General features: G+C 36.2%; 13 protein-coding genes. 11 read left to right on the top strand and 2 right to left on the bottom strand.

All coding sequences use genetic code 11. The features are described from left to right. Window positions 1-99: 99 nt before the first annotated feature. Window positions 100-885 carry an SDR family oxidoreductase gene (locus tag DS031_RS09910; RefSeq protein WP_113805914.1) on the bottom strand — a complete coding sequence of 262 codons (786 nt, stop codon included), beginning with the start codon at window positions 883-885 and terminating at the stop codon, window positions 100-102. A gap of 296 nt (window positions 886-1,181) precedes the next feature. Between DS031_RS09910 and DS031_RS09905 the strand changes: the two genes are divergently transcribed. The 10 genes from DS031_RS09905 (at window position 1,182) to DS031_RS09860 (ending at window position 14,766) form a co-directional block, all read left to right on the top strand. Further along, a complete protein-coding gene (locus tag DS031_RS09905) occupies window positions 1,182-2,189 on the top strand; it encodes a LacI family DNA-binding transcriptional regulator (RefSeq protein WP_113805913.1) in 1,008 nt (335 codons plus the stop codon). Between the two features lie 164 nt (window positions 2,190-2,353). Then, a complete protein-coding gene (locus DS031_RS09900; protein ID WP_113805912.1) occupies window positions 2,354-4,033 on the top strand; it encodes a glycoside hydrolase family 13 protein in 1,680 nt (559 codons plus the stop codon). Window positions 4,034-4,061: 28 nt separating this feature from the next. Continuing rightward, window positions 4,062-5,300, top strand: a complete 1,239-nt coding sequence (locus DS031_RS09895) for an ABC transporter substrate-binding protein (protein WP_113805911.1) — start codon at window positions 4,062-4,064, stop codon at window positions 5,298-5,300. Between the two features lie 92 nt (window positions 5,301-5,392). Next, window positions 5,393-6,226: a carbohydrate ABC transporter permease gene (locus DS031_RS09890; protein ID WP_113805943.1), complete on the top strand. Its 834-nt coding sequence runs from the start codon at window positions 5,393-5,395 to the stop codon at window positions 6,224-6,226. Then, the gene (locus DS031_RS09885; RefSeq protein ID WP_113805910.1) at window positions 6,226-7,047 is read left to right on the top strand and encodes a carbohydrate ABC transporter permease; all 822 of its coding nucleotides are present in this window, start codon (window positions 6,226-6,228) and stop codon (window positions 7,045-7,047) included. Before DS031_RS09890 ends, DS031_RS09885 begins: the two co-directional genes overlap by 1 nt. A 155-nt stretch (window positions 7,048-7,202) precedes the next feature. Further along, window positions 7,203-8,264, top strand: a complete 1,062-nt coding sequence (locus DS031_RS09880) for a LacI family DNA-binding transcriptional regulator (RefSeq protein ID WP_113805909.1) — start codon at window positions 7,203-7,205, stop codon at window positions 8,262-8,264. A gap of 811 nt (window positions 8,265-9,075) precedes the next feature. After that, on the top strand, window positions 9,076-10,374 hold the full coding sequence (locus DS031_RS09875; protein WP_113805908.1) for a sugar ABC transporter substrate-binding protein: 1,299 nt from the start codon (window positions 9,076-9,078) through the stop codon (window positions 10,372-10,374). Between the two features lie 174 nt (window positions 10,375-10,548). Next, window positions 10,549-11,886: a carbohydrate ABC transporter permease gene (locus DS031_RS09870; protein ID WP_113805907.1), complete on the top strand. Its 1,338-nt coding sequence runs from the start codon at window positions 10,549-10,551 to the stop codon at window positions 11,884-11,886. Between the two features lie 3 nt (window positions 11,887-11,889). Then, entirely contained in the window at window positions 11,890-12,735 is an 846-nt protein-coding gene (locus DS031_RS09865) for a sugar ABC transporter permease (protein WP_113805906.1), read from the top strand. 363 nt (window positions 12,736-13,098) lie between these two features. Beyond that, window positions 13,099-14,766, top strand: a complete 1,668-nt coding sequence (locus DS031_RS09860; RefSeq protein ID WP_113805905.1) for a glycoside hydrolase family 13 protein — start codon at window positions 13,099-13,101, stop codon at window positions 14,764-14,766. A gap of 105 nt (window positions 14,767-14,871) precedes the next feature. Here the strand turns inward: DS031_RS09860 and DS031_RS09855 are convergent, their stop codons facing one another. Then, entirely contained in the window at window positions 14,872-16,626 is a 1,755-nt protein-coding gene (locus DS031_RS09855; RefSeq protein WP_113805904.1) for an alpha-glycosidase, read from the bottom strand. A gap of 335 nt (window positions 16,627-16,961) precedes the next feature. Here DS031_RS09855 and DS031_RS09850 point away from each other — a divergent pair, with 335 nt between their 5' ends. Further along, window positions 16,962-17,957 (top strand): Gfo/Idh/MocA family protein, encoded by a 996-nt coding sequence (locus DS031_RS09850; RefSeq protein WP_342767237.1) that lies wholly within the window; start codon window positions 16,962-16,964, stop codon window positions 17,955-17,957. Window positions 17,958-18,013: the final 56 nt, after the last annotated feature.

Here is an 18,013-nt window from a genome sequence, read left to right as displayed (position 1 = left end):
CTCACGCAATATATCGGTTACTCTTTGTGAAGAACCGCTATATATTGTATAGATTTGAGGGGGTCAGACTCTATTGAGACAACCTCTTCTTTTTTGATGTTAGACAGATTTAATCATACCGCCGTCAATTAAAAGCGTTTGACCTGTCATATAAGTGTTTAGGTCAGAAAGAAGGAAGAGTGAGTAGTTTGCAAATTCTTCTGGCTGTCCGTAACGCTCAAGCGGGATTACGGCTTTCATTTTTGCTTCGATTTCCTCTACTGAAACTCCTTGTTTCTCGGCATTTGTTTTATCCAACTGAGCGAGGCGATCGGTGGCAATTCGACCGGGAGCAACTGTGTTAATTAATATTTCGTACGGCGCAAGTTCACTGGCTAATGTTTTAGTAAGACCAACGATCCCTAAACGAAACGTATTTGATAAAATAAGTCCTGGAATCGGCTCTTTTACAGAAGAGGAAGCAACATTAATAATTTTGCCGCCTTTTTCTTTCATATGAGGAAGTACTTCGCGGATAATACGAATATAGCTTAATAGATTTAACTCAAAGGCATTTTGCCAGTCTTCATCTGACATTTGTTCAAATGATCCAGTCGGAGGTCCGCCAGCATTGTTAATAAGAATATCAATTGAACCAAACTCTTCAGCAGTTTCATTTACTAATGCTTTAATGTCTTCAATTGAGGTAATGTCAGCTTTTTTGAAAAGAATCTTTCCACTGCCTAAATATTGTAGTTCGTCTTTAACTGTTTGCAGCTTCTTCTCGCTGCGGCTTGTAAGCATAACGTTTGCCCCTGCTTCGGCAAGTTTTGTGGCAATGGCTTTTCCAATTCCTTGGCTTGATGCAATGACTAAGGCATTTTTATTTTTAAGTCCAAGCTTCATCAGCTTTTCATCGTCCTTTCATTAGTAGATTCATCGTTTATTAATCATTTTTCTCTTATTCAATTATAAATTAATACCACGATAACTGAAAGAAATTGCAATTGAGTAAAGGCAGAAACAGTGAACTTGTAAATAAATCTTCTCTATTAGCAAATACTAAGGATAAGGGAACAACTTCATATAAGAAAAAAATCAGAAAAATTATTAATGAAAACGCTTGACATTTTACAACAAACTTATTAATATAAACGTATAAGTTACGTAAACGTTTACTAAAAATTAATTTAGGTGAAAACATGAATCCGACAATTAAAGATGTAGCAAAAAAAGCAAATGTATCAATCGCAACGGTATCCCGCATCTTAAATAAACAACCGGGATATTCCGTAAAAACGAAGGAGCGCGTGCTTGAAGCAATTAAGGAGCTTGGCTATCAGCCAAATGCTGTTGCAAGAGGATTAATTAATAAGCGAACACAAACAATAGGGGTATTGTTTCCCGATGTTTCAAGCATGTTTTCATCCGATCTTCTCAAAGGAATTGAAGATATTGCTCATGAACGCGGACACAGTGTAATCGTTTGTCATACTACATTAAGCGGTCAACGAACGATGAAGTATTTACAGCTGTTAAATGAAAAGCGTGTGGATGGTATTATTTTTACAAGTGAAGCGATGACAGAAGAATATTATAACGTATTAAAGGAAATGAATATTCCTGTTGTTCTCTTAGCGACACAATCTTATCGCTATCCGCTTCCATACGTAAAAGTTGATGATAAACATGCGGCATATAGTGCAGTAAGCTATTTAATCCAAAAAGGACATCATAATATTGGAATGATTAGCGGCGATATAAATGATCAGCTTGCAGGTCTTCCGAGAATAGAAGGATATAAGCAGGCACTTTTAGATCGAGGAATCCCCTTTGATGAAAAGAAAGTTGTTGTTTCACGAGGCTTTAGATATGAAGATGGTATTGCACAACTGCCAAAGCTTTTAAAGCAGGCAAAAGATCTTACAGCAGTGTTTGCAGCAAGTGATGAAATAGCTGTTGGTGCGCTGTCAGCTGCGTATGAGTTAGGAATTCGTGTACCAGAAGACCTATCAATTATCGGTTATGATAATCTGAAAATTGCGGAAATGGCGATCCCGCCACTTACAACATTAGCACAGCCCCTGTATGAAATGGGGAAAGCAGGAACAGAAATGCTTTTAGATATGCTTGAAACAGGACAAGCTGTTGAAAGTCGGGTAATGCCGCACAGCATTGTTGAACGGAGAACTGTTAAACCGCTCAGCTAATGCCTTTCTTTTTAACAATTAACGTAAACGTTTTCGTTAAAAAAGAAAAATTTTTAGTTGATAAGAAAAAAAATTACAATAAGTTCTCTATAAATTAACCATTTTTTTATATCATTTTACGTAAACGTTTAATCTATTTTGGAAAGTTGAAAGGTGTGGAAGTAATGGAAAAAGCATGGTGGAAAGAAAGTGTTGTATATCAAATTTATCCAAGAAGCTTTATGGATTCAAATGGAGATGGAATTGGTGATTTACGAGGAATCATCTCAAAGCTTGATTATTTAAAGGAACTTGGTATTGATGTGATTTGGCTTTCGCCGGTATATAAATCGCCAAATGATGATAACGGTTACGATATTAGTGATTATCAAAATATTATGGATGAATTCGGTACGATGGAAGATTTCGATGAACTTCTGCAGGGTGCACATGATCGCGGACTTAAAATTGTTATGGATCTTGTTGTGAACCATTCATCTGATGAGCATGCTTGGTTTGCAGAATCAAGAAAATCAAAAGATAACCCATATCGTGACTATTATATTTGGAAGCCTGGAAAAGACGGTGAACTGCCAACAAACTGGGGATCTGTATTTGGAGGATCAGCATGGCAGTACGATGAGGCGACTGATGAGTATTATTTACACCTTTTTAGTAAAAAGCAGCCGGATTTAAATTGGGAAAACAAAAAAGTGCGTCAAGAAGTATACGAGATGATGACATGGTGGCTTGACAAGGGAATCGACGGCTTCCGCATGGACGTTATTAACTTTATTTCAAAAGATAACAGTTATCCTGACGGTGAGGTTCATGGCGATAATAAATATGGTGACGGTTCTAAGTATTTTATGAACGGTCCGCGTATTCATGAGTTTTTACAAGAAATGAATAAAGAAGTGCTGTCAAAATATGATGTGATGACTGTTGGTGAAATGCCTGGTGTAAATGCAGAACAAGGAAAGCTTTATACAGGAACAGAGCGTAACGAATTAAACATGGTGTTTCAATTCGAACACGTTGATGTCGGCAATGGGCCTGGCGGAAAGTGGACACCACAGCCATGGAATCTGACAGAGCTGAAAGGAATTTTGGCAAAATGGCAGTATGGTTTAGCTGAAGATGGCTGGAACAGTTTGTATTGGAATAATCATGATCAGCCGCGTGCTGTCTCGCGTTTTGGAAATGACAAAGAATATTACGAGAAGTCAGCAAAAATGCTTGCGACATGTCTTCATATGATGAAGGGTACACCATATATTTATCAGGGCGAAGAGATCGGCATGACAAACGTAGCCTTCGAATCAATTGATGATTATCGTGATCTTGAAATATTAAATATGTACAATGAAGCTGTTAATGAATTAGGAAAAGATCCAAATGAAGTGATGCAGGCCATTTATAAACGCGGGCGTGATAATGCGAGAACACCAGTACAGTGGGATGATACAGAAAATGCCGGCTTTACGACAGGAACACCATGGATTAATGTAAACCCGAACTATAAAGAAATTAATGCGGAAAAAGTACTGCAGGATTCAAATTCCATTTTCCATTATTATAAAAAACTTATTCAACTACGTAAAGAAAACGAAATTGTTGTATATGGAAAGTTTGATTTAATTTATGAAGATTCTGAACAAGTTTTTGCTTATACAAGAACACTTGGAGATGAAAAGTGGTTAGTTGTTTGTAGTTTCGCAGATGAATCAGTAAATTTTGAACTTCCAGATCATCTTTCATATAAGGAAGCAGAGTGTGTAATTGGCAACTATGAAGACGCACCGCAAAAAATTGATTCATTTGAATTAAAACCTTATCAAGCACTCGTTTATAAACTTAACTAAGTTTCAAAGATATGAGGAGGAAAAAAGGATGAAAAGAGCAACAAAGAAAATCGTATCAGGCTTATTAACACTTTCACTTGGAGCTTCATTGCTCACAGGTTGTGCTGGAGGAGAAGAAGACGGCAAAGTAACGCTTGAACTCTTCTCAAACAAATCAGAGAATGTTGAAACATACAAATCATTAATTGAAAAGTTTGAAGAACAAAACCCAGATATTGATGTGGAAGTAAATGCGCCTCCTGAAGCCGAAACTGTTTTAAAAACACGTTTAACAAAAAATGATCTGCCTGACATCATGGCAATTGGCGGTAATGCAACATATGGTGATTTGGCAGAAGCTGGTGTACTAAAAAATTTTTCAGGTAAAGAAGTGGTTGAGAACATTCAACCTGCTTACTTAGAAATGATTGCAAAGTTAGTTGGTGGAGAAAAAGAAGGCACATATGGTCTCCCTTATGCAACAAACGCGAATACAGTTATTTACAATAAAGCAAAATTTGAAGAGTTAGGTCTTGAAGTTCCAAAAACATGGGATGAGTTTATTGAAGCGTTAGAAAAAGTGAAAGCTGCTGGTGAGACACCAATTTACTTTACACTTAAAGACGCATGGACAGGCTTGATTCCATGGAACTCAATTGCTTCTAACTTACAAGGTGAAAACTTTGCTGCGAAGAAAAACGCAGGCGAAGCTTCATTCCAAGAGAATTACGATGAAGTGGCAGATAAAATGTTGAAGCTTCTTGAATATGGTCATAAAGACAACTTTGGTATAGGCTACAATGATGGGAACACAGCGTTTGCAAATGGTAAAAGTGTCTTTTATCTGCAGGGAAATTGGTCAATTCCAGAAATTCAAAAAGCAAACCCAGATATTGAGCTTGGTGTGTTTCCTTTGCCTGTGACAAATAATCCTGAAGAAAATAAACTTGTTTCTGGTGTTGACGTATTATTTGCAGTAACGGAAAGTACAGAACATCCGGAAGAAGCAATGAAATTTGTAAAATTTATGCTCGATCCTGAACAATCAAAAACATACATTGATGAGCAAAAAGCGTTCTCAGCTGTTGAAGGGGTAATTCAAGAAGATCCTGTTATGGAAGGCATTGTTGCGAACTTTGAAGAAGGACGCTTAACAAGTTTTGCTGATCACTATTATCCAGCTGGTATGGGTCCTGATGCTTTGATTCAAGATTTCTTAATTAAAAAAGAGAAAGATCAATTCTTAAATAGGATGGATGCAGAATGGGAAAAAGTACAGAATCGTTAACCAAAAATCATAGAGGGGCTTCTAATTCAAGCTCCTCTCTTCTTAAAAAAGTCGGCGAAAAAACAGGAAAACGGGATACAGCTTTTTTATTAATGACGATTCCAGCAGTGCTTCTTTTCTTTGTATTTCATACGTATCCGGCACTGCAGGGACTGTTTTACAGTTTTACTGATTGGAAAGGTTACGGTGATTGGAGCTTTGTTGGTTTAAAAAACTATTTAAATGTTTTTCAAGATAGTCGAGCACTTCACGCTTATGGCTTTACATTTAAATTTGCGATTGTATCAACAATTCTTGTAAATATATTTAGCTTACTTGTTGCCATTGGACTTAACTCAAAAATTAAGTTTCAAAAAACATTGCGTGCGGTTTACTTTATGCCAAACATTTTAGGTATTTTAATTGTCGGGTTTATTTTTAACTTTATCTTTACACATTTTATTCCAGATCTTGCTGAGAATCTTGGAATTAATGCTCTTGCAACAAATATTTTAGGAAATCCAGATCTTGCGTGGGTTGGGATCGTAATTATGGCAGTATGGCAGGCAGTTGCCTTTAATACGATTTTATATTTAGCAGGACTTGTTACCATTTCAAATGATTTATATGAAGCAGCAAGCATTGATGGTGCAGGTGTATGGCGTAAGTTTTGGAGCATCACGTTCCCGATGATTGCACCGTTTTTTACGATTAATATGGTGCTTGCCATGAAAAACTTTTTAATGGTGTTTGATCACATTATCGCACTTACTGGCGGTGGACCTGGTCAATCAACAGAAGCCATTTCAATTTTAATTTACCGCGGCGGCTTCCAAGGCGGGGAATTTGCTTATCAATCTGCCAATGCGATTATTTACTTTATCATTATTGTGGCGATTTCCGTGTTCCAAATCCGCGTACTTCAGAAGAGGGAGGTTGAAATGTAATGAATCAAAACAAAATAAATTGGCCTGTTACACTTCTCCTAGTGCTCGGTACGATTTTGATTCTATTTCCTCTTTATTTAACGGTCACAATTGCTTTAAAAACACCGCAAGAAATGGCGGATTCTCTTTTAGCTCTGCCAAAATCGTTTAATTTAGATAATTTTGCAAAAGCGATTGAAATGACAAATTTTTTTAACGCCTTAACGAATAGTACGCTTATTACCGTATCTGTTGTTGTATTAACGTTGTTAACAAACTCGATGGTGGCATATGCGATTGCAAGAAATTTCCATAAAAAGTTTTATAAAATTTTATTTTACTATTTTGTTAGTGCGATGTTTGTGCCATTTCCAATCATTATGCTGCCGATTGTGAAACAAACGAGTGCATGGGGACTGGATAACCTTGGCGGCCTTATTGTCCTGTATGTTGTATATGGTTTAGCATTTAATGTCTTCCTTTATGTTGGCTATATTAAATCAATTCCTAAAGAACTAGAAGAAGCAGCGATTATGGACGGAGCGAGCACATGGGGTGTTTTTTGGAGAGTGATTTTCCCGCTGCTTGCCCCGATGAATGCGACAGTTGCGATCTTTACAACACTTTGGGCATGGAATGACTTTATGCTTCCGCTCGTGATTATAAGTGACCGCGATTTAGCAACACTGCCGCTTGTACAGTACATTTTCCAAGGGCAGTTCAGTACAAATTATAACTTGGCATTTGCTTCTTATTTAATGGCACTATTACCAATGATTGTTGTGTACATTTTTGCACAAAAATGGATCATTAGCGGAGTAACAAAAGGAGCAATTAAATAAAAAGAAAATTAGAGATCGAAAGGAGTGACAGCTCTTTTCGATCTCTTCTAATATTAGCAAAGCGTTGATATTACAAAATAAATGTGTTTCAATATGATTAAAGCTTTAATCAGTTGAATTTTAAAATTTACTTTATACATTGTTGGGTGAAGAATATGAAACAAAGAACTAGTATTACAAATGTCGCAGAAAAAGCGAATGTTTCCATTGCAACAGTTTCTAATGTCATCAATGGAAAAGGAAGAGTTTCTAAAAAAACGGTGGATCGTGTTAATAAAGTCATTAAAGAGCTTGGCTTTTCACCGAGCATGGCGGCGCGTAATTTAAAGGCAATAAGTTCGCACATGATTGGAGTAGTTGTTCCTACGTTAGGGCATAAGGGCAGACTGCATGCGAATCCTTTCTACTGGGATTTAGTTTCTGGTATAGAGGAAGGGGCGCGAGACAGAGAGTTTCATGTTATGTTAACAAGTGTTGTAGAGGGAGAAGAAACCTTTTCATTTGTGAAGGAACGTCATTTAGACGGTCTTATCGTAGTCGGAGGATATGAGGGAATGAAATCAGTGGAACATCTGTTAAGTTTAGATGTACCGTGTGTGTTTGTAGACAGCTACTTATCTAATCCTGATTTATATCAAGTTTTTCTCGATGATAAAGCTGGCGGATACATGGCAGCAGAGCATTTAACGAAACTAGGGCATAAAAGAATTGCTGTTATTACGGAAGACCGGGGACATCGTGGTAGTGAAGGTGTCAATTATAACCGGTACTTAGGTTATAAGAAAGCGTTAGAAGAAGAAGGTATTCCTGTTGAGGAAGAATTAATCTTTGAAAAAGATGTTACTACAAGTGCGGGTTCAGGATACAAAGTAGGCCGCGAAGTTCTTGCAAAATTGGATGATGTGACAGCGGTTATTACTTTTTCAGATATTATGGCTATGGGCTTAATGAAATATTTAAACGAACACCATATTAATATTCCGCATGATATATCTGTTGTAGGATTTGATGGTCTCTTTTTTACAGAATATATGTCACCATCTTTAACAACGATCTATCAAGATACCGTAAGAAAAGGACAAGAGGCTATGCAGCTTTTATTAGATCAAATTGATGGTAAAAATTCAGTTGTAAAAAGAAAGATTGTATTATCTCCTGAATTAAGAGTAGGGGGTAGTACTGCGCCATTAACTAAAAAAAATTTGCCTAACCTTTAATTTTTTCAGTTGAGTGAAATCGCTTAATTTTATATGAATGAATAACTAGTCCTGTTTAGATAGGGTACGTATAATAAAAGATTCATTGGTTATACAAATTGATCGATGAGTCTTTTAGTGTACGTTATGAGGCTTAAGTTGTTTTATTAATAAAGACAATCGATTGCACTAAAAGAGTGTAATTTTAAAGAAAAAGGTAGACTAATTATGTAGACTAATTATGTAGACTGACTTCTTTATTTGGCATTTATTCTATTTTTTTACTTTTAAAAGGTGTAGAAATTTATCGAAAACATGTTGACAAGCTAATATGAACAAAGTACAATGTGAATATATCAAAAGAAAGCGATTGCTTAACCTTTGATTAAACGTTTAATCTTTTTAAACGAAATTTTATAGCAGCTATTTTTAAAAACTTTCTTTTAAACTCATTCATGCAAACGATTTCTTTAGTATGAAAACAAGCAAGTAGGTTTGGATGAAGAACTGAATGTAGAGGTTAGATGCATCCATGTCTTTCTTTTAAACTAGTAATGACGATGATGACAACTCTACAAGAAATGTTTTAAAGAGTTGGTGCCTTCTAAGGTTAGGTAGAGAAGGTATCACAATTCACTTATTATGCTGTTTGATTAAACGTTTAATCAGTTGAGGGCAGGATGCTTACTTAATAGTTGAGTTGATGTGTCAATGGGAGGTTTATCGGATTTTTTAAGTGATTCATGCAAACGATTTCTCATAATTGGAAGCATGAATTAACAGCAGTTGTTTTTATGAAACATTTAAAAATATAAAGGGGGATTATCTTATCATGTTTAAAAAGTCATCATTTTTAGCATTCATTCTATTGTTAACGTTCTCAATGCTGTTAGCAGCATGCGGTGGAGGAGATAAAGAAGCAGCTGAAGGTAATGGTTCAGAAGGAGAAGGAACAGATCCATTAGCTGAAGACTATGAAGTTGTGCCTGAAGAAGGAGCAGAATTATTACTTTGGAGTGATGGCGATCAACAGCTTAAATGGGCTGAGAAAATGGCTGAAAAGTTTGAAGCTGAGTATGGTGTTCCTGTACAAGTAGAGGAAGTTAGTCAGGAAGAAGCGCCTGAGCGTTTAGCAACTGATGGTCCGACTGGACTAGCAGGGGACGTGTTTGCTTCTACTCATGACCGTATTGGCCGCGCGATTTCTGCCGGATTAGTTATCGAAAACTTCTGGCCAGAAGAGTATAAAGAAGAATTTATGGATGGTGCCATTGAGGCTACTTCTTTTGACGGAACGCTTTACGGCTATCCAACTGGAATTGAAACATATGCTTTATACTATAATAAAGACTTAGTAGAAAAAGCACCTGAGACGATGGATGAGCTGCTTAAAGTAGCGGGAGAATTAACGGAAGGCGATCGCTACGGCTTTATGATGGAGCCACCTAATCTTTACTTCCACTATGGATTCTTTGGAGGATACGGTGGTTATGTATTCGGAGATAACAACACAGATGTAAGTGATATTGGTTTAAACAATGAAGGTTCTGTAAAGGCTGTTGAACTATTAACTCGCATTCGTGATGAATTAACTCCTGGAATGAAAGCTGAAGATATTACTTATGATGTTCGAACAGCACTATTTAGTGAAGGAAAACTAGCTTTTGATATTAACGGTCCATGGGCTGTTCCGGCGTATAAAGAAGCGGGAGTAAACTTTGGAGTGGCACCGCTCCCGATGCTTGATAACGGCAAAAATCAACCAAGCTTTTCTGGTACACGTGCTTTCTATGTAAACGCATATACAGAATATCCTGATGCAGCTTCACTGCTTGCTCAATTCCTTTCTAACGAAGAAAACTTATTAGAAAGCTATGAAATGACTGGTGCATTACCTCCGCGTTTATCATTAGTAGAAGCTGATGCTATTAAAAGCAATCCGATTTCAGCTGCTTTCTTAGAACAAGCTTCACATGCTGTTCCGATGCCAAACGTTGCTGAAATGCCGCTTGTTTGGGATCCAATAGGTGCGGCACTAACAGATGTTTGGAACAATAAGGCCGACATTCAAAAATCGTTAGATGGAGCAGTAAATACAATTGAAACAGCGATTAAAGAACAGCAGCAGTAAGCGTGACAATTAGAAGCGTTTAATGTGCTCTTGAAGAAATAAAAACGAAAAAGCTTCAAAATTAGTGAGGATCGTCTATAGGAGAAATTCCTTAACCATCCTCACTAATCTTTATACGTAACGATGTATATACAAGGTTGCGGTTGCTTATTTTAGCTGAAGGAGGCGTTTTACATGTCATCAGAAGTACAATCTCAAACATTAAATGGCCCGAATAAGAATTATAGTAAAACATCTGCACTGTTGTCTTTTCTTTTTATGGGACTCGGACAAATTTATAATAAACAATATGTAAAGGGAATTCTTTGGGCACTTGTTGAACTTTATGTGTTAATATTCCTTTTAAATCCTATTATTAACGGGTTATACGGATTATTTACGTTAGGTGACACACCACAGGTAAGACAAAGAGGACGAATTGTTGAACAAGGTGATCACTCGATTTTGTTAATGGCAGAAGGACTTTTAATGCTAATTGTTCTTATAGCAGTTTTCGGTATTTATTATTTAAGCGTTCGCGATGCTTATCTGATCGGGAAAATGCGTGAACAAGGGCAAAAAGCAATGAGCTTTAAGGAAACACTTAAAAATGTTGGTGAGAAAGGTTTTGCCTACATTCTAATTACGCCAACAGCTTTATGCATGACGTTCTTAACGGTTTTTCCGCTTATTTTTACTGCTCTCATTGCATTTACAAATTTCTCTTCACCAAATTATTTACCGCCAAAGTCTTTAGTTGACTGGGTTGGTTTTGAACAATTTGCTCGATTATTTACAATGGAATCATGGAGAGGAACATTTATCGGTGTTTTCTCTTGGACTTTCGCTTGGGCTATTCTTTCTACATTACTTGTTGTAGCTGCTGGTCTTTTTGTTGCTGTGGTTTTATCACAAAAAGTAGTTAAATACAGAAAGTTTTGGAGAAATGTATTTATTATTCCTTGGGCTGTTCCTGGATTTGTAAGTATTTTGATCTTTAGAAATATGTACAATGGCCAGTTTGGAGTGATTAATCAAATGCTGGAGTCGGTTGGATTGAAGGGAATTGATTGGCTTTCAGATCCGATGTGGGCAAAAGCAGCAGTATTATTAACGAATCTTTGGTTAGGTTTTCCATTCTGGATGGCATTATTTACTGCGATACTAACAACAATTAGTAAAGAGCTATATGAAGCTGCTGAAGTAGACGGCGCAACAATTGTACAGCAGTTTCGCAATATTACCTTACCGATTGTTATGGTAGCTGCTATTCCTTTAATGGTGTTCACTTTTGCGTTTAACTTTAACCAGTTAACATTTATTTACTTAATGACAGAAGGTGGACCAGTGAACGCCGATTATAACTATGCAGGGCATACGGATATTTTATTATCATGGATTTTCAAAATGACATTAGATAACGGTCAATATGCGATTGCTTCTGCTGTTGCCTTACTGGTATTCCTAATTATTGCAGGGTTTGCGTATTTCAATTTACGAAATACAAAATCAATGAAAGGAGAGGCGAGATAAAACATGTATAATCCTAAATTACAACGATTCGTTAACCAGTTTATTGTATATAGTATTTTAGTCGCGCTCGTGCTTATTTGTTTGTTTCCTGTTTATTTTGTATTCATTGGTTCAGTAAACCCTGGTCAATCGCTTCATTCATCTAAAATTTTTCCAAGTATTGCTGATTGGAATTGGGGTCATTACCGCGCCTTATTTGAAGAGCATGATTATGTTACTTGGTACAAAAATACAATAATTATTGCAGTTTCTAACATGGTGATTTCTACTGTGTTTGGCGTTTTGTCTGGCTATGCCTTTTCTAGACTAAACTTTAAAGGGAAAAGACAAGGATTGATGGCGATTATTATTCTACAGATGTTTCCAACGATTATGGGGATGACTGCCATCTATACTCTATTAGGGGCATTAAACCTTTTAGATACTCATCTCGGTTATATTTTAGTATTATCTGCTGGAAGTGTTGCTTTTAACACATGGATTGTAAAAGGATTCTTTGATGGTATTCCAGGAAGTTTAGAAGAAGCGGCCCGTATTGACGGCGCATCAAATGCGAAAATTTTCCTTAAAATCATGCTTCCGCTGGCGACGCCTATCATTGCATTTGTATCTTTTAATAGTTTTATCGGTGCAAGTATGGATTTCATTATGGCGGAAGTTATCCTTCGTTCAAGCAGTAACTGGACACTTGCTCAAGGGTTGTTTACGTTAGTATCAGGACAAGCAAATAACAATTTCACCGTGTTTGCTGCTGGAGCTGTTCTTATTTCCATACCGCTGATGGTATTGTTCTTTGTATTCCAACGCTATATTGTTGAAGGCATGACTGCCGGAGCTGAGAAAGGATAAAATTAGCAAAGTAGGTGGTTTCCTTGTTTAAGAGTTTTAAAGTATTATCAATTATATTGTGTGTCCTTGCTGTTGGTATGTTTCTATACTCTTCGTTATTATTATTGATGGCAACAACTTCATAGAAATAAAAGAAACCATCAGTACCCGAAAGAAGTTGACTCATTAGGGTCTGAACCCCTCAAATTTATACAATATATAACATATTTTTATAAATAGTAACTTATATATTGGTTGAGGAGTGTCTGACCCTATGCTTTTGAGTTAGTTTCTTTCAAATTTTAAAGAAACTAAAGCAAACGATTGCACAAAAAATAAAAATTATAGATAATTAATAGGTGATAGAGAAGATGGAGGATCATGATGAAAAGAAAATGGTGGAAAGAAGCGGTAGCATACCAAATTTACCCGCGTAGTTTTATGGATTCAAATGGTGATGGAATTGGCGATATTCAAGGAGTGATTTCAAAGCTTGATTACTTACAAGATTTAGGGATAGATGTTATTTGGATTTGTCCGATTTATAGTTCGCCAAATGATGATAACGGTTATGATATTAGTGATTATAAAGGTATTATGGAAGAATTCGGGACGATGGCTGATTTTGATCAGCTTTTAGAAGAAGTTCATAATCGCGGCATGAAATTAATTATGGATCTTGTCATTAATCATACATCTGACGAACATCCTTGGTTTATCGAGTCACGTGCTTCAAAAGATAACCCATATAGAGATTATTATATTTGGCATCCAGGTAAAGACGGTAAAGAACCGAATAACTGGGAATCAATCTTCAGTGGATCTGCTTGGGAATATGATGAAAATACAGGGGAATACTTCATGCATGTATTCTCACGCAAACAGCCTGACTTAAATTGGGAAAATCCAAAGGTTCGCAAAGAGCTATATGAAATGGTTAATTGGTGGCTTGATAAAGGTATTGATGGTTTCCGTGTTGATGCGATTTCCCATATTAAAAAGGTTCCTGGATTTCCTGACTTACCTAACCCAGACAAAAAGAAATATGTGCCTTCGTTAGACGGACATATGAACCGCGATGGCATTCAAGTTTTTCTTGAAGAGCTGAAGAAAGAGACGTTTGATAACTATGATATTATGACAGTCGGTGAAGCTAATGGCGTTAAAGTAGATGGAGCAGATGAATGGGTAGGTGAGGAAAATGGAAAGTTTAATATGATTTTCCAATTTGAACATTTAGATTTATGGGGGAAAAGTGTAACAGGCGGTCTCGATATCCATACTTTGAAGCAAACACTTACGAAATGGCAAAAGGGACTTCATAGCAGGGGATGGAACGCCTTATTCCTTGAAAATCATGATCAGCCTCGTTCCGTTTCGACTTGGGCAAACAGTGAAGAATATTGGGATGAATCGGCTAAGTGTCTTGCAACAATGTATTTCTTAATGCAGGGAACACCATTTATTTATCAAGGACAAGAAATTGGCATGACAAATGTAAAATTTGATTTGATTGATGATTATAATGATGTTGCGATTAAAAACTTGTATCGTACAGAACTAGAAGATGGAAAATCACACCAAGAAATAATGGAAGTTATTTGGAAAAATGGCCGTGATAATTCTAGAACACCGATGCAGTGGAATAATGAAGAAAATGCAGGTTTTACTAAAGGGAAGCCTTGGCTAAAACTAAATCCAAATTATACAGAAATTAATGTTGAACAAGCAATGAAGGATGAGCAGTCTATTTATCATTATTATAAGAAACTTATTCAACTTCGCAAAGAAAATGAAGTATTGATTTACGGAGATTATGATCTTATTTTAGAAGACCATGAAAAAATCTATGCTTATACGAGAAATTTAGATAATGAAGTTGTATTAGTGATGACAAATCTCTTTGCAGATGAGGCTGAATTTACTTTACCGAAGAGTTTGAAAGAGAAGTCAAAAGAGTTAGTTTTAAGCAACTATGAAGTAAATCGAGAAGAGAACATTAACGAGGTTACATTAAAGCCATATGAAGCAAGGGTTTATAAATTGAAGTAAGCTGTTTATTAAAGCTTTCTTTACTACTGAATGTCAATAATGATAACAGGGCTAGTTCGTATCTAGATACGAACTAGCCCTGAAAGCTTTTGTGCAGCTGTAAAATTATTTTTCTAATTGAATAATTGAAAAGCCATACGGCGATAGTTCAATTTTTGATGTTTCTTTAAGAGGTTCAGTGTTCCATAAATCAACAGGGTTTTTGTCTGTAAAATCATATGGAATTGTAACATTTATTTTATCACTTGAGTTATTGATCGCAATAATAATTGTTTCATTAGCTGTCTTCTTGGAATAAACAACATGGTTTGTTTCATTATTTGTTTCTAAAAACTTAAATTCCCCTTCATTTCCAAAGGCAGCATGTTCTTTTCGAAGCGTGATGAGCTTTTTCACCATGTTAAAAAGTTCACGGTCTTGCTCATTTTCATTCCAAACCATGCATTTGCGGCAGCCCGGGTCATTTTCTCCTGTTAGACCAATTTCATCTCCATAATAAATACACGGTGTACCGATAAAAGAAAGCTGGAATAAGAATAATAGTTTTAATTTGTTTTTATCTTCATTACAAATCGTTAAAATTCTTGCTGTATCATGACTGCCTAATAAATTAAAGGCGGCTTTGTTTACATTTTTCGGATAAGATACTAAAACGTTTGTTAGCTGTTGTGAAAACTGTTCTGCATTAATAGTACCTTTTGCGATATAATCTAAGGCTGCACTTGTAAATGGATAGTTCATCACAGCATCAAATTGATCGCCGCGAAGCCAAGGCATTGAATCATGCCAAATTTCGCCGAGGATGTATGCCTCTGGTTTAACAGCTTTTACTGTTTTTCGAAACTCACGCCAAAACTCATGATCGACTTCGTTTGCAACATCAAGACGCCAGCCGTCAATATCAAATTCTTCAATCCAATATTTTGCAACATGAAGAAGATATTCTTTTACTTCAGGGTGTTCTGTATTTAGTTTTGGCATCATATGTGTAAATGCAAATGTATCATAATTTGGTTCAGGGAAAGCTTGAACAGGAAATTCTCTTAAATGGAACCAACCTTTATAGGAAGACTTTTCTTGTTTTTCAAGCACATCTTGAAACGCATCAAAATAAAAGCCGCTGTGATTGAAAACAGCATCAAGCATTACGCGAATACCCTTTTCATGACACGTTTCAACGAGCTTTTTAAACGTTTTTTTATCGCCAAACTGGGGGTCAATTTCCATATAATCAATTGTGTCATATTTATGATTTGTATTTGCTTTAAAAATGGGTGTGAAATAGATGCCTGTAATGCCAAGTTCTACTAAATGATCTATGTTTTCAATAATGCCCTCAAAGTCACCGCCGAAATAAGTACCTGGTTTAGGATCAACACTTCCCCAAGGCAGGGTACCTTCAGGGTTTAATTGAGGATTCCCATTAGCAAACCGTTCAGGAAAGATTTGATACCATACCGTATCTTTTACCCAATCAGGTGCTTCGAACACATCGACTGCATTTAAAAATGGAAAACAAAAATAAAAACCAATATCTTCTGACTTACTTTTAGCAAAGCCCCTCTCACCGTATACAGCTGATTCCGTATTTGAATAGATCTCAAATCCATAGCGTAAACGCCGGAATTCTGGTTTTACTTCAGCAAACCAATAATTAAATAATTCATCTGAGCCTTCTAGTGTCATTGGTTTAGAAGCATTAGTCCAACCATTTTCTGTCCATTGATAAGGATCACCATAAATTAAAAAGGCTTTTGTTAAGTCACCTTTCTTAGCCCGCAGGCGAATATGCAATGTTTCGTTATCATACGCATAGGAAAAATTGTCTTTTGGTCTGTGATAAATCGCTTCTTTAAGCAAAGTCATTCCCCTTTCAGTCTTTTATTCAAAATAAAGCAAGCGTTTGCACTCATTATGAATTCTACTGTTAATATACAAAAGAATAAAGAGACAGATGCGACTAAAGTTGTAAAATTTCGACCTTTCACTTAAAAACGGAAATAATGGTTTTTGAAAGAGAAGTAAAAGTATTGTGAAAATATTGACAGTTTAATTTTATCAAAATAAAATAAAAATGTGTTAATGAAATCGATTTCAAATAGTAACAAAATGATTGAAGAAGAATTTTAGTTAATCTCTAAACAGATGATTAATAAAAATCAATTAATAGAAGAAGGTGTTTTCTCTTGATTAATGTGGCTTTATTAAGCAGATGGCATGTGCATGCTGAAGATTATGCACAGCAAGCGGAAGAAAATGAACAGATTTCAATTCAATTAGTATGGGATGAAAATAGTGAACGAGGAAAGAAATGGGCTGAAGAGCTTGGCGTCCCGTTTGAAGCAGATTTAACAGCCGTACTCTCAAATCCATCCATTGATGCTGTCATTGTTTCTGGACCTACAAAAATGCACAAAGAAATTATTATGGCTGCTGCAAGCTATCAAAAACATATTTTCACGGAAAAAGTGTTGGCATTTACCGTTCAAGATTGTGATGACATTTTTTCTGCAGTTGAGAAAGCAAATGTACAATTAATGATTTCGCTGCCGAGATTAATAGAAGATTATTATTTGTATGCTCAAAAAGTTGTAGATAAAGGTTGGCTCGGTAAGTTATCAATGGTTCGCTGCCGTGTTGCTCATAATGGTGCAGTTTCTACTGAAGAACATCCAGATGGTTGGCTTCCAAAAAGTTTCTTTAATCGAGAAAATTGCGGTGGCGGTGCCTTCATTGATCTTGGTGCTCACCCTATTTATCTTGCCAATCGTTTAGCAGGAACTTCAAAAGCAGTAACAGCTCGCTTGCAATCTATGTTAAATCATGATGTCGATGATCATGCAGCTGCTCTTGTGGAATATGAATCTGGTACGCTTGCAGTAATTGAAACGAGTTTTTTATCAAGTGGAAGTCCATTTCAATTAGAGGTATATGGAACAGAAGGGACATTATTAATTGAAGAAAATCATATTCGTTTAAAGAGCTCTAAATTTGATATAAATGAATGGATTGTTCCAGAACAATTACCGGACCCACTGCCTATGCCAATGGAGCAGTGGATTAGTGCAATTACGGAAGGGACCACACCGACCATTACAAAAGAAGATGCAAGAAATTTAACTCTTATCAATCAAGCAGCAGCGTTGTCTCATAAAGAAGAACGAAGAGTTGATCTTAACGAATTAATTTGAGGAAGATGAATCCATTATGTGCTTTGATTTTTGAAGAAAAACTATCGCCAAATTAG

The sequence above is a fragment of the Bacillus taeanensis genome (assembly GCF_003318295.1).
GTDB classification, from domain to species: Bacteria; Bacillota; Bacilli; order Bacillales; family UBA6769; genus Maribacillus; species Maribacillus taeanensis.
This window is presented reverse-complemented; position numbering and strand designations above follow the sequence as displayed.